The sequence below is a fragment of the Hymenobacter psychrophilus genome (assembly GCF_900107135.1).
Classification (GTDB): Bacteria; Bacteroidota; Bacteroidia; order Cytophagales; family Hymenobacteraceae; genus Hymenobacter; species Hymenobacter psychrophilus.
The window spans coordinates 101446-117508 of the sequence record NZ_FNOV01000012.1; the positions used below are offsets into that span (position 1 = coordinate 101446).

Here is a 16063-nt window from a genome sequence, read left to right on the forward strand (position 1 = left end):
CAGATAGAATCTTATAAAATTCGGGCGCGGCTTAATTACCCACTTACCGCCTGTAGCAATAGCAGGACCTATTAGTGCAGATGAGGCCTGGGCACTTAGCTGAACAGTAGCGGACCCAACGGCATAGTGGCACCCTTTTGGTATTTCCAACATCAGCATTCACCCACATAGCCACCTTTACCCCTGCCATGCAATACGTGCCCGCCGTCAGCCACCATCAACCGACTGCGCCGGCCCCCCATCATCTTCCGGCCACCGAAGCCGACTTCCATGACTGGCTCCAGGACCTGCTGCCCAGCGTGCGGGCCGCCCTGGCCCGTCAGGGTTTCGAGAAAACATCTAAACTAAGCGCATTCCAGCAGTTTTTGCAGGAACGCGCTAATGGCAGCGATAGATAAGCTTGCAAACTGCCGGCAACGTATTTTGCCGTACTTTATAAAACACTGCTGCCTTTTTTCATTCGTCAGGAGTTGCCTGGTTATCTTTACTGTTCTTCATCAAACTCTTACCAATGAAAATCTCCCATTTGCTATCGTGGGCCCTATTAGCCACTACAACAGGCCTGACATTGACGAGTTGCACCGATAACGCTCCAGAGCCGGACCTGTCAACTGTCTATGTTCCCCAGAATGTTCCTTTCCAATTAGGGATGAAAGGCTACATGAATTCGCCACAAATTATCGCCCGATTTGGAGTAGCCAAATCTGCCAGTGATGCGCGGGAAGGTAACGGCACCGAGTTGCGGGACATAGTCCGATGGACCGATACACAAGGAGGGAAAATAGCCAAAGAGGTAGTATTGCCTAACCAGAAAAGCGGGACCACACGCTGGGTTTACCTATCCTTACCGGTCAAGCCTACGGGCGACCAATCTGTTTCGGTGAGCTGGCCAACTGCTGGGGCAATATCCCTAAACGCGGCCTCTACCGATACCATTGTTTTCCGCGAAATAACTATTCCTTAACCTCGCTCAATAGCAACTATTGCCTTGGGTTAAAGGATCCAGCTAAAGCTGATGCACTAACAGTTAATGAGCACAAAAAAAGAGCCCACCGTACGGTGGGCTCTTTTTTTGTGCTCATTAACTGTTAGTGCATTGCGCCAAGCGCTACATCGGTGTAACAACCGGGCCGCTGGGCTCCATGGGCGAACTACCGGTCCCCTCGTTGCCTTGGTCTATGCCAGGCAGATTCAGATCGGGCAAGTCGTTATCCAAGGGCAGTGGGTGTTCCTGCTTCCGCTCGCTTAGGGTTTCCGAGCGGTCGGTACCGGCCATGTGGGCCTGGTAGCTGGTCTGGGTGTCGTAGGGGCGCGGGCCCACCAGGCGTTGCAGGTCGTCCTGGAGTAGCACTTCCTTTTCCAGCAATTCCTTGGCAATTACCTCCAACTCGTGGCGGCGTTCGGTCAGCAACTCTTTGGTCCGGACATAAGCCTGGGCAATGATGGTGCGAACCTCCTCGTCAATCATCTGCGAAGTAGCCTCCGAGTAGGGCTTGGTGAAACCGTAATCACTCTGGCTCTTCGAGTCGTAGAACGAAACGTTGCCCAGCTTTTCGTTCATGCCATACATGGTTACGATGCTGTAGGCCACTTTCGTAATGCGCTCCAGATCACTCAACGCACCGGTCGAAATCTTACCGAATACCAGTTCCTCGGCAGCCCGGCCACCCAGCGTCATGCACATTTCGTCCATGAGCTGCTCAGTGTTATAAAGGAACTGCTCGCGGGGCAGGTACTGCGCGTAGCCTAGTGCGGCCACGCCGCGGGGCACAATGCTCACCTTTACCAACGGGTCGGCGTGCTCCAAAAACCAGCCGGCTACGGCGTGGCCGGCCTCGTGGTAGGCCACAATGCGCTTCTCACCGGGGCTGATAATCTTATTTTTCTTCTCCAAGCCTCCAATCACACGGTCAACTGCATCGGTGAAGTCCTGCATGGTCACCATCTTCTTGTCGCGGCGGGCGGCAATGAGGGCGGCTTCGTTGCAGACGTTGGCAATTTCGGCGCCGGCAAAACCAGGCGTCATGGCCGCCAGCTTCCGGTCGTCCACATCGGGGCCCAGCGTTAGGGGCTTGAGGTGAACATTGAAAATCTGGGTGCGCCCGTTAATGTCGGGCTTGTCGATGCTGATCTGACGGTCGAAGCGGCCGGGACGCAGCAGGGCCGCGTCGAGCGTGTCGGGACGGTTGGTAGCGGCCAGAATGATGACGCCGGAATCGGTACCGAAGCCATCCATTTCTACCAGCAGCGAGTTGAGCGTGTTTTCGCGCTCATCGTTGCCACCGGGCGTGTTGCCGCGGCTGCGGCTGCGGCCAATAGCATCAATCTCATCAATGAAGATGATGCAGGGCGCCTTAAGCTTGGCCTGTTTGAACAGGTCGCGCACCCGGGCTGCACCCACGCCCACGAACATTTCTACGAAATCGGAGCCCGACAGCGAGAAGAACGGCACATCGGCTTCGCCGGCTACGGCTTTGGCCAGCAATGTTTTGCCGGTACCGGGAGGGCCAATCAGCAACGCCCCTTTCGGAATTTTGCCGCCTAACACGGTGAACTTCGAAGGGTTTTTGAGGAACTCTACAATCTCTTCTACTTCCTCCTTGGCTTCTTCGAGACCAGCCACGTCCTTGAACGTGATTTTCACCTTGTCGCCACCCTCAAACAGGGCAGCACGGCTCTTGCCGATGTTGAAAATCTGACCACCGGGTCCGCCGGCTCCGCTCATGCGGCGCATCAGGAACCAGAAGCCCACGAAAAGCAGGATCATGAACCCCCAGGTGCCGAGGAAATCGCCAAAGCCCCGCTCCTCCGATACCTTCAGGCCAACCTGCCGGTCGGTGGGCAGCGTCGCCTGTAGCTTGTCGAGGTCTTCCTTAAACACTTTGCCTTCGACCACGCGGAACGCAAACTGCGGGCCGTTGGCCGATACGCCCGCCCCTGGCAGCGCCAGAGGGCTACGCTGGGTGTTCAGGCGTCTGCTATACTCAGGCTTCTGCAGGGCCTCCTTCTTGAGGCTTACCTGCACTTCCCGGTCGTTGACGAGCGATACCTCCGACACGTCGCCGGCCGTAAGCATCTGCTCAAAATCGCGCTGCTTAATTTCTACCAGCCGGCTGCCGCCGGAAAAATAGACCATCCCGAGGATGAGCGCCACCAACCCTGAGAGGACCCACAACTGCATACCGGGCTTGGGGGCCGGGTTGGGCAGGGGAGATTTTTTCTTTTTGGGCGTCGTATCAGACATGAATTGCTAAGTAAATATGGAGTACAGGTTGGGGGTCGGCAGCAAATAGCTGGTTGTAAGTAGGGAGATGATGTTCTGCCTGCAGAAGCAGACCAATAGAACGTCATCTCCCTATTTAGTACCGCGTATTCGTTACCAGCCTAATGACACTGCAACCCGCCATTTAGTTTGCCGTGGCGGAGGCTTCTTCCTCCACATGGGTAATGTCGGCGTCGCCCCACAGCTCCTCGAGCGCGTAGAACTTGCGCCGGTCGCGCAGGAATACGTGCACCACTACATCGACGTAGTCGAGCAATACCCACTCGCGGTTGGTGCGGCCTTCCGTCTGCCAGGGGTTCTGGCCGGTGAGCTTTTCCACTTCTTCTTCCACCGAGCGGGCAATGGCCTCGATCTGCGTATCAGAAGAGGCCGAGCAGATAACAAAGTAATCGGCTACGGCATTCTTAAGTTCTTTGAGGTTGAGCACCACGATATCGGACGCCTTTTTCTCCTGCATGCCGCTAACGACAACTTCTGCCAACTTGTCCGAATCCTGTCGAACTGAGGTACTTTTCATAGGGTCTTGGTAGGTTTGACTAGCACAAAGTACGAAAAACAGATGGCGGCACCTTCCCCCCAAACGCTCTTCACGGGCCAACAGCTTGTCTGGCTGCCCGAATGCGGCTCCACAAACTCGGAAGCGCAACTACTAGCAGGCCAAAACCGGGCCACGGATGGCTGCTGCGTGATTACCGACAAACAGACCGCCGGCCGGGGCCAGCGGGGCAACCAGTGGGAGGCCGCACCCGGTGAAAACCTGACGCTATCGGTGGTCTGGAAACCAACCTTTCTGCCCGCCGCCGACCAGTTCCTGCTCAGCCAGGCCGTGGCCCTGGCCGTGCACGACTGGCTAGGTGCCCTGCTGGGCCCCACGCCCGCGCTCCGGGTAAAGTGGCCCAACGACCTGTATTATGGCTCACAGAAGCTGGGCGGAATTCTCATTGAGAATACGCTTAGCGGCCCAAAAATTCAGCACAGCATCGTCGGAATTGGCCTCAACGTTAATCAGCAGCATTTTGGGGTAACTACTGCTACCTCCCTGAGCCGGCTCACGGGTAGAACGTACTCGCTGCTGACGCTGGCCGAGCGCCTGCTCGAAAGTTTAGAGCGTCGGTACCTGCAGCTGCGCGCCGGCCGGATACGCGAGCTACGCACCGACTATTTGGCAGTGCTGTACCGTTTTGAGGAGGAACACGACTACGAAGCCGATGGCCAACGGCTGCGCGGACGCATCGTAGGCGTGGATGCAGCTGGCCGGCTGGCACTGGAAACCGGCGGGCAGATGCGCCATTTTGACTTAAAGCAAATCCGGTATCTGTAGTTTAGCATGAAACACTACTACTACCTGCGGCTCTGGCGCAGGTTCCAAAGTAATTATTTTTTTTACGCAGACAGCAGTCTATAAACCAACTATTTACGTACCTTGAAGCCCGGGGCGTTAAACCACGGGCAACCAATGGCTTCCAAGCTGTATCTGCACCCTGACTACCAGCCGCCAACCGGGTGGGCACGGTAGTTGCAAATTGCCGCTCTGGCTGCTTGAAACAGCTTTTATCCGGGTCTTATTGTCCGGCTCCATCCCTACGCTCCGCTGAATGTCATGAAATTTACTCCTCGGTTTTTCACTTTCCTGCTGCTGATTCTGTGGCAATTGCCGTTGCTGGCCGCTGCTAGTTATGCGCCGCCCGCTCTGGCCAAAAGCCAGAACCCGGCCGCCGGGGTGCCTACGCTGGCAGCCCGCATGCTGACCCCAACCTTTTCGCTGGCTCCTAATCCGGCTCACGGCCTCGTTACGCTCTCAATGAGTCAGTTCGCGGTTGGCACCGAATACCGGCTGCGCCTGAGTAACATTATCGGCCGCGAGGTGCGTACCGTGGCCCTACGCCCCGAAGCCGCCGACCGTGGCATGGCCCTGAATCTGGCTGACCTGCCCTCCGGCATGTACTTCTACAGCCTGCTGCAGAACGAAAAGGTGGTTTCGACCAAGCGGCTGGTACTCCAGAACTAATTTTCAAGGCTGTCCGCTTATGCTCAAACGAAAAGCCAACGGCTATCCGTAATTAACCCGAGCCCTCGCCCCTACCGGCGGGGGCTTTGTGCTTTTGGGCGGGTTGAGTTTGGGGGTTGCGAAGGGGTGATTTCGGGAGTTGGTTGAAGTTGGTGCGGGCGTTGGTTGATTTGGGAATGCGGCTCGGTACTTATTGGCTACTTTTGAACTTTCGCTGACCTGCTTTCCCGATTTCCCCGCCCTTGTGCAAGCGGCGGCCCTCTCTCACTACCTATATGCGGAGTTACAAAAGCCTGAATAACCTCGTGGGCTGGCTGGTATTTGCCCTGGCCACCGTCGTTTTCCTGATGACCCTGGAGCCCACGGCTTCGTTCTGGGACTGCGGCGAGTTCATTGCCTGCTCCTACAAGCTGCTGGTGCCCCACCCACCCGGCGCGCCCACCTTCCTGCTGCTGGGCCGGCTGTTTTCCATGCTCAGCTTCGGCGACGTAACTAAGGTGTCGATACTGGTGAACGCGCTGTCGGCGCTTAGTTCCTCCTTCACGGTGCTGTTTCTATTCTGGATCATCACCATGCTGGCCAAGAAGCTCGTTATGCATCGCCCCGGCACGCACGACGACCGGGCACTCGAGCCCACGCTTGGGCAGACGTTGCTGATCATGGGGGCGGGTGCCGTAGGTGCACTGGCCTACGCCTTCTCCGACTCGTTCTGGTTCAATGCCGAAGAGGCCGAGGTGTACGCCATGTCGTCGCTGTGTACGGCGGCGGTGGTGTGGCTGATGCTGAAGTGGGAAAACCGCGCCGACGAGTCTGATTCGGACCGCTGGCTGGTGCTCATTGCCTACGTTATCGGCTTGAGCATCGGGGTTCACTTGCTGAACCTGCTGGCCATTCCGGCGCTGGGCTTCATTTATTACTACCGCCGCACCCAGAACCCTACTATGTGGGGCGGGGTGGCCACACTGGCCATCAGCAGCGTGATTGTGGGTTTGATTCTGGCCGGCATTATTCCGGGCCTGCCCACGCTGGCGGGCGCCTTCGAGGTGTTCTTCGTAAACACCGTGGGCCTGCCCTTCAACTGGGGCATTGTAATTTTCCTACTGCTGTTCGTGGGCCTGATCTGGTTCGGATTCCGGCAGTCGTTCCAGCGCCGCAACCGGCTGCTGAACACCGTAATGTTGGGCTTCGTGTTCATTCTGATCGGCTATTCGAGCTACCTGATTGTGCCCATCCGCAGCTCCTACCACCCCACCATCAACGAAAACAACCCCGAGGACGTGCTCTCGTTTGTGAGCTACCTCAAGCGCGAGCAGTACGGCGACCGGCCGCTGCTCTACGGCCCCCAACTCAACGCCCAGCCGACGGCCCAAACCGAGGGCGCCCCGCGCTACGTGCGCCAGGGCGACAAGTACGTGGTGGCCGAATACCGCCCGGTGCTGGAATACCGCGCCGAGGATAAAATGCTGCTCCCGCGCATTTACAGCCCCGATCCGCTGCACGTATACAACTACCAGAAGTGGGTAGACGGCATTCAGAAGGACGTGAAGCCGACGATGGGTCAGAACCTGGCCTTCCTGTTCCGCTACCAGATGGGCCACATGTTCTGGCGCTACTTTATGTGGAACTACGTGGGCCGCGAGGGCGACCTGCAGCAGTCGGGCATTCTGTGGGGCAGCGCCGATGGCAATGGCCTGCCGGCCCGGGTAGCCGACAGCCCGGCCCGCAACGCTTTCTTCGCCCTGCCGCTGATTCTGGGCCTGTTGGGCCTGTTTTTCCACATCCGCCGCGACGGCCGCAACGCCTTTATCGTGGGCCTGCTGTTCCTGTTCACGGGCCTGGCCATCGTGCTCTACCTTAATCAGCCCCCCATCGAGCCCCGCGAGCGGGACTACACCTTTGCGGGAGCCACCTTTGCTTTCGCCATCTGGATTGGCCTGGGTGTGCTGGCCCTGGCCGAGCTGCTCCAATCCGTGCTTAAGGCCGATACCACCCGCGCCGGCGTGGTGACGCTGGCCGGCCTGGTAGTACCGGGCATTATGGTGACCCAGGGCTGGGACGACCACGACCGCTCTGACCGTTACCTGTCGGTCGATTCGGCCAAGAACCTGCTGAACTCCTGCGCCCCGAACGCCATTCTGTTCACCAACGGCGACAACGACACCTTCCCGCTTTGGTACGCCCAGGAGGTGGAGGGCATCCGCACCGATGTGCGCGTGGCCGTACTCAGCTACCTGAACACCGACTGGTACATCGACCAGATGAAGCGCCGCTCCTATAAATCGGAGCCGCTGCCGATTTCGATGGAAAACAAGGACTACAAGCAGGGCACCAACGACTACCTGCCCTACGCCGAAAACCCGGCCGTGCCGGCCGTGGATGTCCGCCAGTTTATGCAGCTCGTGGCAGCTAATAGCCCCCTGCTGCAGGTGAGCTACGGCGACGGCAAAAACCTGCTTTCCTTTCCCTCACGCAACTTCTACCTGCCCATCGATACGGCGGCCGTGGCCAAATCGGGCCTCTTGCCGGCCGACCGGCGCAAGCAGCTGGTACCGCAGATGGAATGGAACGTGGGCAAGAGTGCCATCGAGAAGAAAAGTCTCGTTATTCTGGACATTCTGGCTACCAACAACTGGAAGCGGCCGGTATACTTCTCGAGTACCGTCGACTCGCGCGACTTTATGGGCCTGCAGCCCTACTTCCAGCTGGAGGGCATGGCCTACCGCATTCTGCCGGCCCGCGACCCCAACTACGACCCCAAAAACGGCTCTGCCAACGAGGGCTATGTGGAAACGGGCCTGATGTACGAGAAGCTGATGAAGACCTTCGCTTACCGTGGCCTCGACAACCCCGGCATTTTCTACGACGAAAACAACCTGCGCTTCCCGGCCAACTACCGCGACAAATTCTCGCGCTTAGCCGACGCGCTGCTGATTCAGGGCGATAAAGTGCGGGCCAGGCAGGTGCTCAATAAAATGTTCGAGGTAATGCCCGATAAAGCCATTCCCTACGATTATTATGTACCCCAGTTCATTCCGGCGCTGATAGCGGTGGGCGAGCAGCAGCGGGCCAACGAAATTATGGATACCATGACCAACCGCGCCGAGCGGGGCCTGGCTTACTACAGCACCCACAACCAGGCCCTGTTCGATCAGGAATTCAACACCTACCTGATGACGCTCAACAGCATCGGGCGCGCCGCCGAGGAAATTGGCGACCAAAAACGGGCCGAGCGGGCCATTCGACTCTTGCAGCAATACTATACTCCGCGCCAGTAGTGCACGGTTTTTGAGCGGTGAAGCCGGCTCCGGGAACGGGGCCGGCTTTTTTTTAGCTGTTAGCTGACAGCTATTAGCTTGCAGCTGCGTTCATATAAAGAGAAGCAAATTGTCAACTGCTACCATTTTATCCTGCTTATGAAAAACCTGACCTCCCTTCTACTGCTGCTGTTGACTTTGCTTATTGCGGGGCCGTTGCAGGCCGCCCCGCGCCGCGACTTTGCCAGCCAGTACCGGCCAGGGCTTACTATTGAAGTGGATACCCGCCGCGAGGGCGACAGCCTGCGCGTGTACCTGCGGTTTCCAAACCGGAATGCGCTGCGGCGTGGGTTTCCGCTGCACGTGATGGGTTGGGCCGATTTCAATGCCCGCAAACCCAGCTGGCAGGATACTGTGCGCCGGACAACCCGCCAGCAGCTACCCAGCGGCGACGCGGCCCTGCTCAACTTTGCGCTGCCACTGAGCCGCTTAGCAGGGACGCAGGCCCTGAGCATGGCCATCGGGCCGGCCGAGGATGCACTGAGCGGCGACGCGGCCTGGCTGCGCCTGACGCCGGAGAACCTCAACCGCAGCTTTGTGTTGCTCGACTCAATGAGCCAGCCGCTGATGCGCCGCTACGTGCGGGCCCGGGAGGTGTTTGGCGTGGCAGCCTACGCCCCCGGCCAAACCCTGAATGTGTACCGCTACCCGCTAAGCTCGCTGGCCGCGGCGCCACCTATGGCGTCTACCAACATTCTGGGCCAGCAGCCGCGCACGCTGGGGCTTCAGGATTCGGCCCGCTTCAACGCCGACCAGCTGTTGCGGTTGCCCGTGGGCCTGTACCTGCTGCGCCTGGGCAACCGGGGGCCGCAACTGGGGCTGCTGGTAGAAGAAAATCAGTTTCCCAAGCTCACCTCGGCCGACGAACTGATTGCCCCGCTGATTTACGTTTCGACTTCGCAGGAGCGGCAGAAGCTGTTTGATGCCCCCGACCCCAAAAAGGCGGTTGACTATTTCTGGCTCGGCGTAGCCAACGACGACCAGGACCAGGCGCGCCAGCTGATTCGCATGTTTTATGGCCGGGTGATAACGGCCAACCAATTTTTTACGGCTCACAAAGCCGGTTGGCTTACCGACCGCGGCATGCTGTACGTGGTGCTGGGGCCTCCCGAAACCGTATATCGCAACGGCAACGAGGAGCGGTGGGTGTACCGTGGCGGCCAGTCGCAGGTGGGCACGTTTATCTTCCGCGCCAAACCCAGTACCTTTGCGGCTGACAACTATGAACTGGTGCGCCGTCCTGAGCATGAATATCTCTGGTATGCCGCCGTGGAGCAATGGAGAAAAGGACGAACCGCCCAGCCCGGCCGCTAACTGAACGCCGCCAATATTTCGACTCGCAGAACCGCCCCGTGCCTAACCGCCGCAACCCGCGCGAGGACCAGGGGCGCGACGAAGCCCCCCGCTTCGAGCGCAGCCGCGCCGATGACGGCCGCACCGACGAGCAGTTCGGTGAGCCGCGCCGCCGCGACGAGGAGCGTCCTGAAGGTCGCCGCGACGAAGGCAGCTACCGGGAGGGTAGCAACCGCGAAGAGGGCCGCCGGCCGTCTTCCTCCACTTCCTCCGACAAGCCCCGCTACCCCCACCGCCCGGCCCAGGACCGCAGCATTGACATGATTTTCGGGTTACGCCCGATTCTGGAGGCACTGAGTGCGGGCCGCACGCTGGACAAGATATTCCTGCTGCGCGCCACCAAGAACTCCATGACCCAGGACATCAACGCCCTGGCCCGCGAGGCCAACGTGCCCGTGTCGATGGTGCCGGTGGAGAAGCTCGACAACATCACCCGCAAGAACCACCAGGGCGCGGTAGCTTTCGTATCGCCCATCGACTACATGCCGCTGGACAACATTCTGGCCGGGCTGTATGAGGAGGGTAAAACGCCCTTGCTGCTGGTACTCGACCGGATTACCGACGTGCGTAACTTTGGCTCGATTGCCCGGAACGCCGAGTGCTTGGGCGTGCACGCCATTGTGGTGCCCAGCCACGGCGCGGCCCAGATCAACGGCGACGCGCTCAAAACTTCGGCCGGCGCCCTCAACCTGATTCCGGTCTGCCGCGAGCACAACCTCAAGCAAACCCTCACGTTCCTGCGCGAATCGGGCGTGCAGGTGGTGGCCTGTACCGAGAAGTCGGACGCCAGCCTGGAAGCAGAAACGGTGGATTTGACCGGCCCGCTAGCCATTCTGATGGGCTCCGAGGAAGACGGCATCAGCCCCGAGTACCTGCGCCTCGCCGACCACAAGCTCCGCATCCCGATGGCCGGCCAGATTAGCTCCCTGAACGTGTCGGTGGCCAGCGGCATTATGCTGTACGAGGTGCTCCGCCAGCGGCTGGGGGCAGTTAAGGAGTAAAGAAGATTAAAAAAGGCAGTCATCCTGAGCGCAGCGAAGGACCTATAGAAAAGCTATTCTCTATAGGTCCTTCGCTGCGCTCAGGATGACTGCCTTTTTTAATCCCCTTCACGACAGCAGCCCCGCTTGTTTGGCAGCGGCCAGTAGCTGGGGGGCGTTTTTGAGCGTGGCGGCCACGAAGCGCTTGCCGGATTCCTTTACCTCGTCGCGGCTTACTTCGTGGGCTTCCTCGCGCACGAACTCGCTTAGCTGCCGGAAAGCCTCGCGTAGCGCCTGATGCCGGGGCTGCTCGGCCCGCAACTGCTCCTGCACCAAGGCCAGCTGCTCGCGGATTTTCTCGCGGCGCGAGCTGAACACGGAGTTGTGGCCGACGTGCGGACGGATGTGCTCCACCAGTTCCAGCAGCGGCCGCAGGCGGTGGGCAGTGGCCAGGGCCGAGTCGGCGAGGTGGTCGCGCTTGCGTAGCGGCGGGGTGGAATCGGGCGGAAGCATGCGGGGCGGATCAGGAGAAGCGGCGGGCAGGCCAGGCAAGCCCAGCGGGGACTGAAAGTACGCTTAAAGCCGGCAAATTGGCAACCGAAGGCAGCTCGGCCAAAACCTTGCACCGCCTTTAGCCGGTTATGATGCGGCAGCCATGCGCGGGCTTACTATCTTGCCGCCGGCGCAGGCCGCATCAGTACACTTTCACTTTCCCCAACCCATGACTAAAATTAAGGTAGCCAATCCGGTAGTTGAGCTCGACGGCGACGAGATGACGCGCATCATCTGGAAGTTCATCAAGGACAAGTTGATTACGCCGTACCTCGAGCTCGATATCAAGTATTACGACTTGGGCATTGAGTACCGCGACGAAACCAACGACCAGGTAACCATCGACGCCGCTAACGCCATCAAGCAGTATGGCGTGGGCATCAAGTGCGCTACCATCACGCCCGACGAGGAGCGGGTAGTGGAGTTCGGCCTCAAGCAGATGTGGAAGTCGCCGAACGGCACGATCCGCAATATTCTGGATGGCACCGTGTTCCGCGAACCGATTGTAATGAGCAACGTGCCCCGACTCGTACCCAACTGGACGGCCCCGATCTGCATCGGCCGCCACGCGTTCGGCGACCAGTACAAGGCCACCGATTTCGTGACCAAGGGCAAGGGTAAGCTCACCGTGACCTTCACGCCCGAAGACGGCGGCGAGGAGCAGTCGTTTGAGGTCTACAACTTTAAGGGCGACGGCGTGGCGTTGGCCATGTACAACACCGACGAGAGCATCCGCGGCTTCGCCCACGCCTGCTTCAACCAGGCCCTGAGCAAAGGCTGGCCGCTGTACCTGAGCACCAAAAATACCATCCTCAAGAAGTACGACGGCCGCTTCAAGGACATCTTTCAGGAGATTTACGAGCAGGATTATACCGCCAAGTTTCAGGAAGCCGGCATCACCTACGAGCACCGGCTGATTGATGACATGGTGGCCTCGGCCCTGAAATGGCACGGCAACTTCGTGTGGGCCTGCAAAAACTACGACGGCGACGTGCAGTCCGACACGGTGGCCCAGGGCTTCGGCTCGCTGGGTTTGATGACGTCGGTGCTGGTAACGCCCGACGGCGACACGATGGAAGCCGAAGCCGCCCACGGCACCGTAACGCGCCATTACCGCGACCATCAAAAAGGCAAGCCCACGAGCACCAACCCCATCGCCAGCATCTTCGCTTGGACACGCGGCCTGGAGTTCCGCGGCAAGCTCGATAACAACCAGGAACTGATTGATTTCTGCCACACCCTGGAAGCTGTGTGCATTGAAACCGTAGAAAGCGGCAAAATGACCAAGGATCTGGCCGTCTGCATCCACGGCAACAAAGTGGAGCACGGCCGCGACTACCTCTACACCGAAGAGTTCCTGGCCGCTTTGGACGAGAATTTGAAAGCAAAACTGGCCAAATAGCGCATAGTTACCAGTTGATAAGGCATAGAAAAGCCTGTTATCCGTTGCTTGGATAACAGGCTTTTCTATGCCCTATCAACTATGTTCTAAAATCAATTATAACCGGTGCCTTTCTTCGATTTTACATCGGCCAAGAAATCTTTAACGCGCTGTTCTTCAGTACGCTTGCAGATAAGCAGCACGTTGTCGTACTCGGCCACAATGTAGCCTTCGAGGCCCTGCACGACCACTAGGCGCTCGGGAGGGGTTTTGATGACGCACTCGCGGGTGTCGTAGAGCAGGGCGTTGCCGTCGACTACGTTGTCATCGGCGTCGTGCTGGCCCATGCGATGCAGCGAATCCCAGGTGCCGAGGTCGCTCCAGCCGAAGTCGGCGGGCAGCACGTACACGTTGTCGGCCTTTTCCATCACGCCGTAATCGATGCTGATGTTGCGGCAGAGGCTGTAGGCGCGGGTGATGAACTCCTCCTCGGCTGGCGTACCGAGTTGCGCACTGCCCTCGTCGAAGACTTCAGCAATGTCGCTCAGGTACTGGTGGAAGGCCTGCACGATGGCATCGGCCCGCCACACGAAAAGGCCCGAATTCCAGAGAAACTCTCCACTGCTGACGAACATCTGGGCCAGCTCGGCGTTGGGTTTTTCGGTGAAGGTTTTCACCCGGCGCAGTGCCTTGGGAAAGGAGCCGGCCTCCTGGCCCGGCAGCGTGCGCACATCCCGGGCCGGTACTTCGTCATCAATAAACTGAATGTAGCCGTACCCCGTATCGGGGCGTGAGGGCTGAATGCCGAGCGTGATGAGCACATTGTGGCTGCGGGCCCCAACCAGCGCCGTGCGGATGGTCGTGCGAAACTTCTCTTCGTGCATCACGGCGTGGTCGGCGGGCGTCACCACAATCACGGCCTCGGGGTCGAGGCGGGCGATGCGGTAGCTGGCGTAGGCGATGCAGGGAGCCGTGTTGCGGCCGATGGGCTCACCCAGAATCTGGTTGGCAGCCAACTCGGGCAGGTGCTGCTGCACCAGTTCGATATAGTCGCGGTTAGTAACCACAAATATATTTTCGGGCGGGCAGATACCTGCAAAGCGGTCCACGGTGAGCTGCAGCATGGAGCGGCCCAGGCCCAGTACATCGTGGAACTGCTTGGGGTGGTGGGTACGACTGAAGGGCCAGAAACGGCTGCCAATGCCGCCGGCCATCACCACTAAATAGGTATGTTGGTCCATGTAGTCAAGCTCGTTTTCCGGTAAGAAGCCCGGTAGTAGCGGGCAAGTTATAACATAGTTGAGCGCGAGGGCTGCCATCGGGAGGATGACTGCAGCAAGCCAACTACTTTATGCCTCCTCCATCACCAATCGGTTACGATAAAGGTATAGTAAAGCCCAGGCGGCTATAATGTTAGTCATAGCAAGCGGTAATGTAAGCCCAAACAGGTTGATGAGGAGAAAGCTGATAGAAAGTCCGAATGTCAGCCTCAGATAATAGTACATGCGTTGACCAATAATCTTAAGGACAGTACCGAATAAGAGCAGTAAACTCATAGTCAATAAAATACCAGTCAATCCGTTATTTAATCCACCCACTACTAGAAACCATAGCAGTTCCGGTAGCAGAACAATTATCCATAAAATCATTTTTTGTATGTGCAACCGATATTGCCTCTGAGGAAAGTTGCGGGCGAAGCGCATGAATTGCATATCGAATTTATTCTCTTGATAGAGCAAGATCACGTGCGATAGCGCAACCCATAAAGCTATTACCCCAAAAATTCTGACATCAGTATGTAATTCGTTGAATACACTAAATAACAACACGACACCAGCGAATGATACCAGCTTGGTTACAAGGTAGGCGAAGCGCTTTCTGGCTACTATTTCGTATAGGAACAAACTAAAGAGAGGCTTATGCCAGTTCCCCAGCCAAGTTATATTACCTGTTTCAAACGACTCAGCCAGCACTTTGCTTACTGACGTAGTATAGTGGTAAGCGCCATAAGTAATAATACCTGTTAAATATATTATGATTAAAAAAGGGGTGAGCCAATAGCCGAAGACAACCCCAACTATTACCGCGTAAAGTCCGATAATCAGGATTGGTATCGATATAATAAATTGAGTAACAAACCATGATTGCAGCTGTCGGTTCCAGGGTGCTGAGTTGATGCTATAAAACAAAAACTGTACATCCATATTACCCAAGCGTTTGCCTACATATTGCCAGCTCTTTAGGCTATAGATGAAAAATACACTGAGAAGTAGTATAACGCCTAAAGGCTCACTAACTGAGCTAATTACTAGCTTTAAGGCGTTTTGAATAAGCTCCTCGTGCGTAAGATGCGTCTGATTTAAAACGTTTGTATAAAAAAAATTGATAAATATCAGGATAAAGAGCGTAAGGAGTAAACCAGTATTCTCCCGGTAGAACCCACTGGCAAATATTTTTATCAGGGGGCGAGTCAATGACCTACTCATGTGCTATGCTTCACCGTATTATTCTCAACCGAAAGCACTGATAAGGCCGGCAAAACACCTTGGCTGAATACTTGATGCGAGGAGAGCAGAAACATTGTTCCCTGCTCTTGCTGCTGCGTGGCAATCCACGAGTACAAAACGGGTAGCGCATCGGCATCGAGCGCATTGAGTGGTTCATCCAGCAGAATACATTCAGGCCGGCCGATAAAGGCCAGAACCAACGACAGTTTCTTGAGCATTCCGCTCGAATAAGTGCTTATCGGGTCATGCACGTAAGAGCTCATCTGCATAGTTTCCAGATAGAATTCCTCCTGCTTTTCGGGGCCCTGCTTGGCAGATTTAAATAGCTTGATTAACTCAATGCCAGTCAAAAAATCGGGGAATATTGGCTCAGCTTCCGCGAAGTTCACCGCGCTTCGGTAAGCCACTGATTGCTTCTTGCTATCCGTTTCCTGGTTTAAGATAACATTGCCCTCAAAAGGCGTTATGCCAGCCAATGCCTTTAAAAAAGTACTCTTACCCGAGCCATTAGCACCCTGCACCCAATACACACCCGGCGCAATATCGAGCGCATCTACCTGAAGAATAAGGTGATTTTTATATGACTTCCTGAAATTACATAGCTGTAGCATTTTAGCCGTGTTGAAGGTTGCTGGCCCTAACGTATGCACCGCTGGGTAATTATACTTCAACTGACATTCATGGC

Annotated in this window: 14 protein-coding genes; 8 read left to right on the forward strand and 6 right to left on the reverse strand. The window is 57.1% G+C overall.

All coding sequences use genetic code 11. The annotated features are described in order from the left end of the window. Window positions 1–188 precede the first annotated feature (188 nt). A complete protein-coding gene (locus BLW21_RS17165; protein WP_092742393.1) occupies window positions 189–398 on the forward strand; it encodes a hypothetical protein in 210 nt (69 codons plus the stop codon). Between the two features lie 113 nt (window positions 399–511). Beyond that, window positions 512–964 (forward strand): hypothetical protein, encoded by a 453-nt coding sequence (locus BLW21_RS21270; protein ID WP_139255281.1) that lies wholly within the window; start codon window positions 512–514, stop codon window positions 962–964. A 144-nt stretch (window positions 965–1108) separates the two neighbouring features. Here BLW21_RS21270 and ftsH read toward each other — a convergent pair whose 3' ends face one another. Both ftsH and rsfS read right to left on the reverse strand, forming a co-directional pair. Then, window positions 1109–3244, reverse strand: coding sequence for an ATP-dependent zinc metalloprotease FtsH (gene ftsH, locus BLW21_RS17170; RefSeq protein WP_092742396.1), 2136 nt, complete (start codon window positions 3242–3244; stop codon window positions 1109–1111). Window positions 3245–3407: 163 nt separating this feature from the next. Beyond that, complete coding sequence (rsfS, locus tag BLW21_RS17175) at window positions 3408–3800, reverse strand: ribosome silencing factor (RefSeq protein ID WP_092742399.1); 393 nt, start codon at window positions 3798–3800, stop codon at window positions 3408–3410. 42 nt (window positions 3801–3842) lie between these two features. Between rsfS and BLW21_RS17180 the strand changes: the two genes are divergently transcribed. The 5 genes from BLW21_RS17180 (at window position 3843) to rlmB (ending at window position 10959) form a co-directional block, all read left to right on the forward strand. Then, window positions 3843–4604 carry a biotin--[acetyl-CoA-carboxylase] ligase gene (locus BLW21_RS17180; RefSeq protein ID WP_175471025.1) on the forward strand — a complete coding sequence of 254 codons (762 nt, stop codon included), beginning with the start codon at window positions 3843–3845 and terminating at the stop codon, window positions 4602–4604. 279 nt (window positions 4605–4883) lie between these two features. After that, window positions 4884–5291, forward strand: a complete 408-nt coding sequence (locus BLW21_RS17185) for a T9SS type A sorting domain-containing protein (protein WP_092742404.1) — start codon at window positions 4884–4886, stop codon at window positions 5289–5291. Window positions 5292–5566: 275 nt separating this feature from the next. Further along, window positions 5567–8566, forward strand: a complete 3000-nt coding sequence (locus tag BLW21_RS17190; protein WP_092742428.1) for a glycosyltransferase family 117 protein — start codon at window positions 5567–5569, stop codon at window positions 8564–8566. 138 nt (window positions 8567–8704) lie between these two features. Then, the gene (locus BLW21_RS17195; protein WP_139255282.1) at window positions 8705–9919 is read left to right on the forward strand and encodes a GWxTD domain-containing protein; all 1215 of its coding nucleotides are present in this window, start codon (window positions 8705–8707) and stop codon (window positions 9917–9919) included. Then, entirely contained in the window at window positions 9883–10959 is a 1077-nt protein-coding gene (gene rlmB, locus BLW21_RS17200; protein WP_317040244.1) for a 23S rRNA (guanosine(2251)-2'-O)-methyltransferase RlmB, read from the forward strand. Before BLW21_RS17195 ends, rlmB begins: the two co-directional genes overlap by 37 nt. 108 nt (window positions 10960–11067) lie before the next feature. Here rlmB and BLW21_RS17205 read toward each other — a convergent pair whose 3' ends face one another. Next, on the reverse strand, window positions 11068–11451 hold the full coding sequence (locus BLW21_RS17205) for a hypothetical protein (protein ID WP_092742433.1): 384 nt from the start codon (window positions 11449–11451) through the stop codon (window positions 11068–11070). 208 nt (window positions 11452–11659) lie between these two features. Here BLW21_RS17205 and BLW21_RS17210 point away from each other — a divergent pair, with 208 nt between their 5' ends. Further along, window positions 11660–12892 carry an isocitrate dehydrogenase (NADP(+)) gene (locus BLW21_RS17210; RefSeq protein WP_092742436.1) on the forward strand — a complete coding sequence of 411 codons (1233 nt, stop codon included), beginning with the start codon at window positions 11660–11662 and terminating at the stop codon, window positions 12890–12892. A 92-nt stretch (window positions 12893–12984) separates the two neighbouring features. Here the strand turns inward: BLW21_RS17210 and BLW21_RS17215 are convergent, their stop codons facing one another. The 3 genes from BLW21_RS17215 to BLW21_RS17225 all read right to left on the reverse strand — a co-directional run bounded on the left by BLW21_RS17215 (window position 12985) and on the right by BLW21_RS17225 (window position 15989). Further along, complete coding sequence (locus tag BLW21_RS17215; RefSeq protein WP_092742438.1) at window positions 12985–14112, reverse strand: mannose-1-phosphate guanylyltransferase; 1128 nt, start codon at window positions 14110–14112, stop codon at window positions 12985–12987. A gap of 108 nt (window positions 14113–14220) precedes the next feature. Then, window positions 14221–15345, reverse strand: coding sequence for a hypothetical protein (locus BLW21_RS17220; RefSeq protein ID WP_139255284.1), 1125 nt, complete (start codon window positions 15343–15345; stop codon window positions 14221–14223). Between the two features lie 8 nt (window positions 15346–15353). After that, window positions 15354–15989, reverse strand: coding sequence for an ABC transporter ATP-binding protein (locus BLW21_RS17225; RefSeq protein WP_092742442.1), 636 nt, complete (start codon window positions 15987–15989; stop codon window positions 15354–15356). Window positions 15990–16063 lie beyond the last annotated feature (74 nt).

Bases quoted from the DNA above. Each gene is read 5' to 3' on its own strand.
- BLW21_RS17165 (WP_092742393.1), top strand. From the start codon at position 189: ATGCAATACGTGCCCGCCGTCAGCCACCATCAACCGACTGCGCCGGCC.
- BLW21_RS21270 (WP_139255281.1), top strand. From the start codon at position 512: ATGAAAATCTCCCATTTGCTATCGTGGGCCCTATTAGCCACTACAACA.
- ftsH (WP_092742396.1), bottom strand. From the start codon at position 3,244: ATGTCTGATACGACGCCCAAAAAGAAAAAATCTCCCCTGCCCAACCCG.
- rsfS (WP_092742399.1), bottom strand. From the start codon at position 3,800: ATGAAAAGTACCTCAGTTCGACAGGATTCGGACAAGTTGGCAGAAGTT.
- BLW21_RS17180 (WP_175471025.1), top strand. From the start codon at position 3,843: ATGGCGGCACCTTCCCCCCAAACGCTCTTCACGGGCCAACAGCTTGTC.
- BLW21_RS17185 (WP_092742404.1), top strand. From the start codon at position 4,884: ATGAAATTTACTCCTCGGTTTTTCACTTTCCTGCTGCTGATTCTGTGG.
- BLW21_RS17190 (WP_092742428.1), top strand. From the start codon at position 5,567: ATGCGGAGTTACAAAAGCCTGAATAACCTCGTGGGCTGGCTGGTATTT.
- BLW21_RS17195 (WP_139255282.1), top strand. From the start codon at position 8,705: ATGAAAAACCTGACCTCCCTTCTACTGCTGCTGTTGACTTTGCTTATT.
- rlmB (WP_317040244.1), top strand. From the start codon at position 9,883: ATGGAGAAAAGGACGAACCGCCCAGCCCGGCCGCTAACTGAACGCCGC.
- BLW21_RS17205 (WP_092742433.1), bottom strand. From the start codon at position 11,451: ATGCTTCCGCCCGATTCCACCCCGCCGCTACGCAAGCGCGACCACCTC.
- BLW21_RS17210 (WP_092742436.1), top strand. From the start codon at position 11,660: ATGACTAAAATTAAGGTAGCCAATCCGGTAGTTGAGCTCGACGGCGAC.
- BLW21_RS17215 (WP_092742438.1), bottom strand. From the start codon at position 14,112: ATGGACCAACATACCTATTTAGTGGTGATGGCCGGCGGCATTGGCAGC.
- BLW21_RS17225 (WP_092742442.1), bottom strand. From the start codon at position 15,989: ATGCTACAGCTATGTAATTTCAGGAAGTCATATAAAAATCACCTTATT.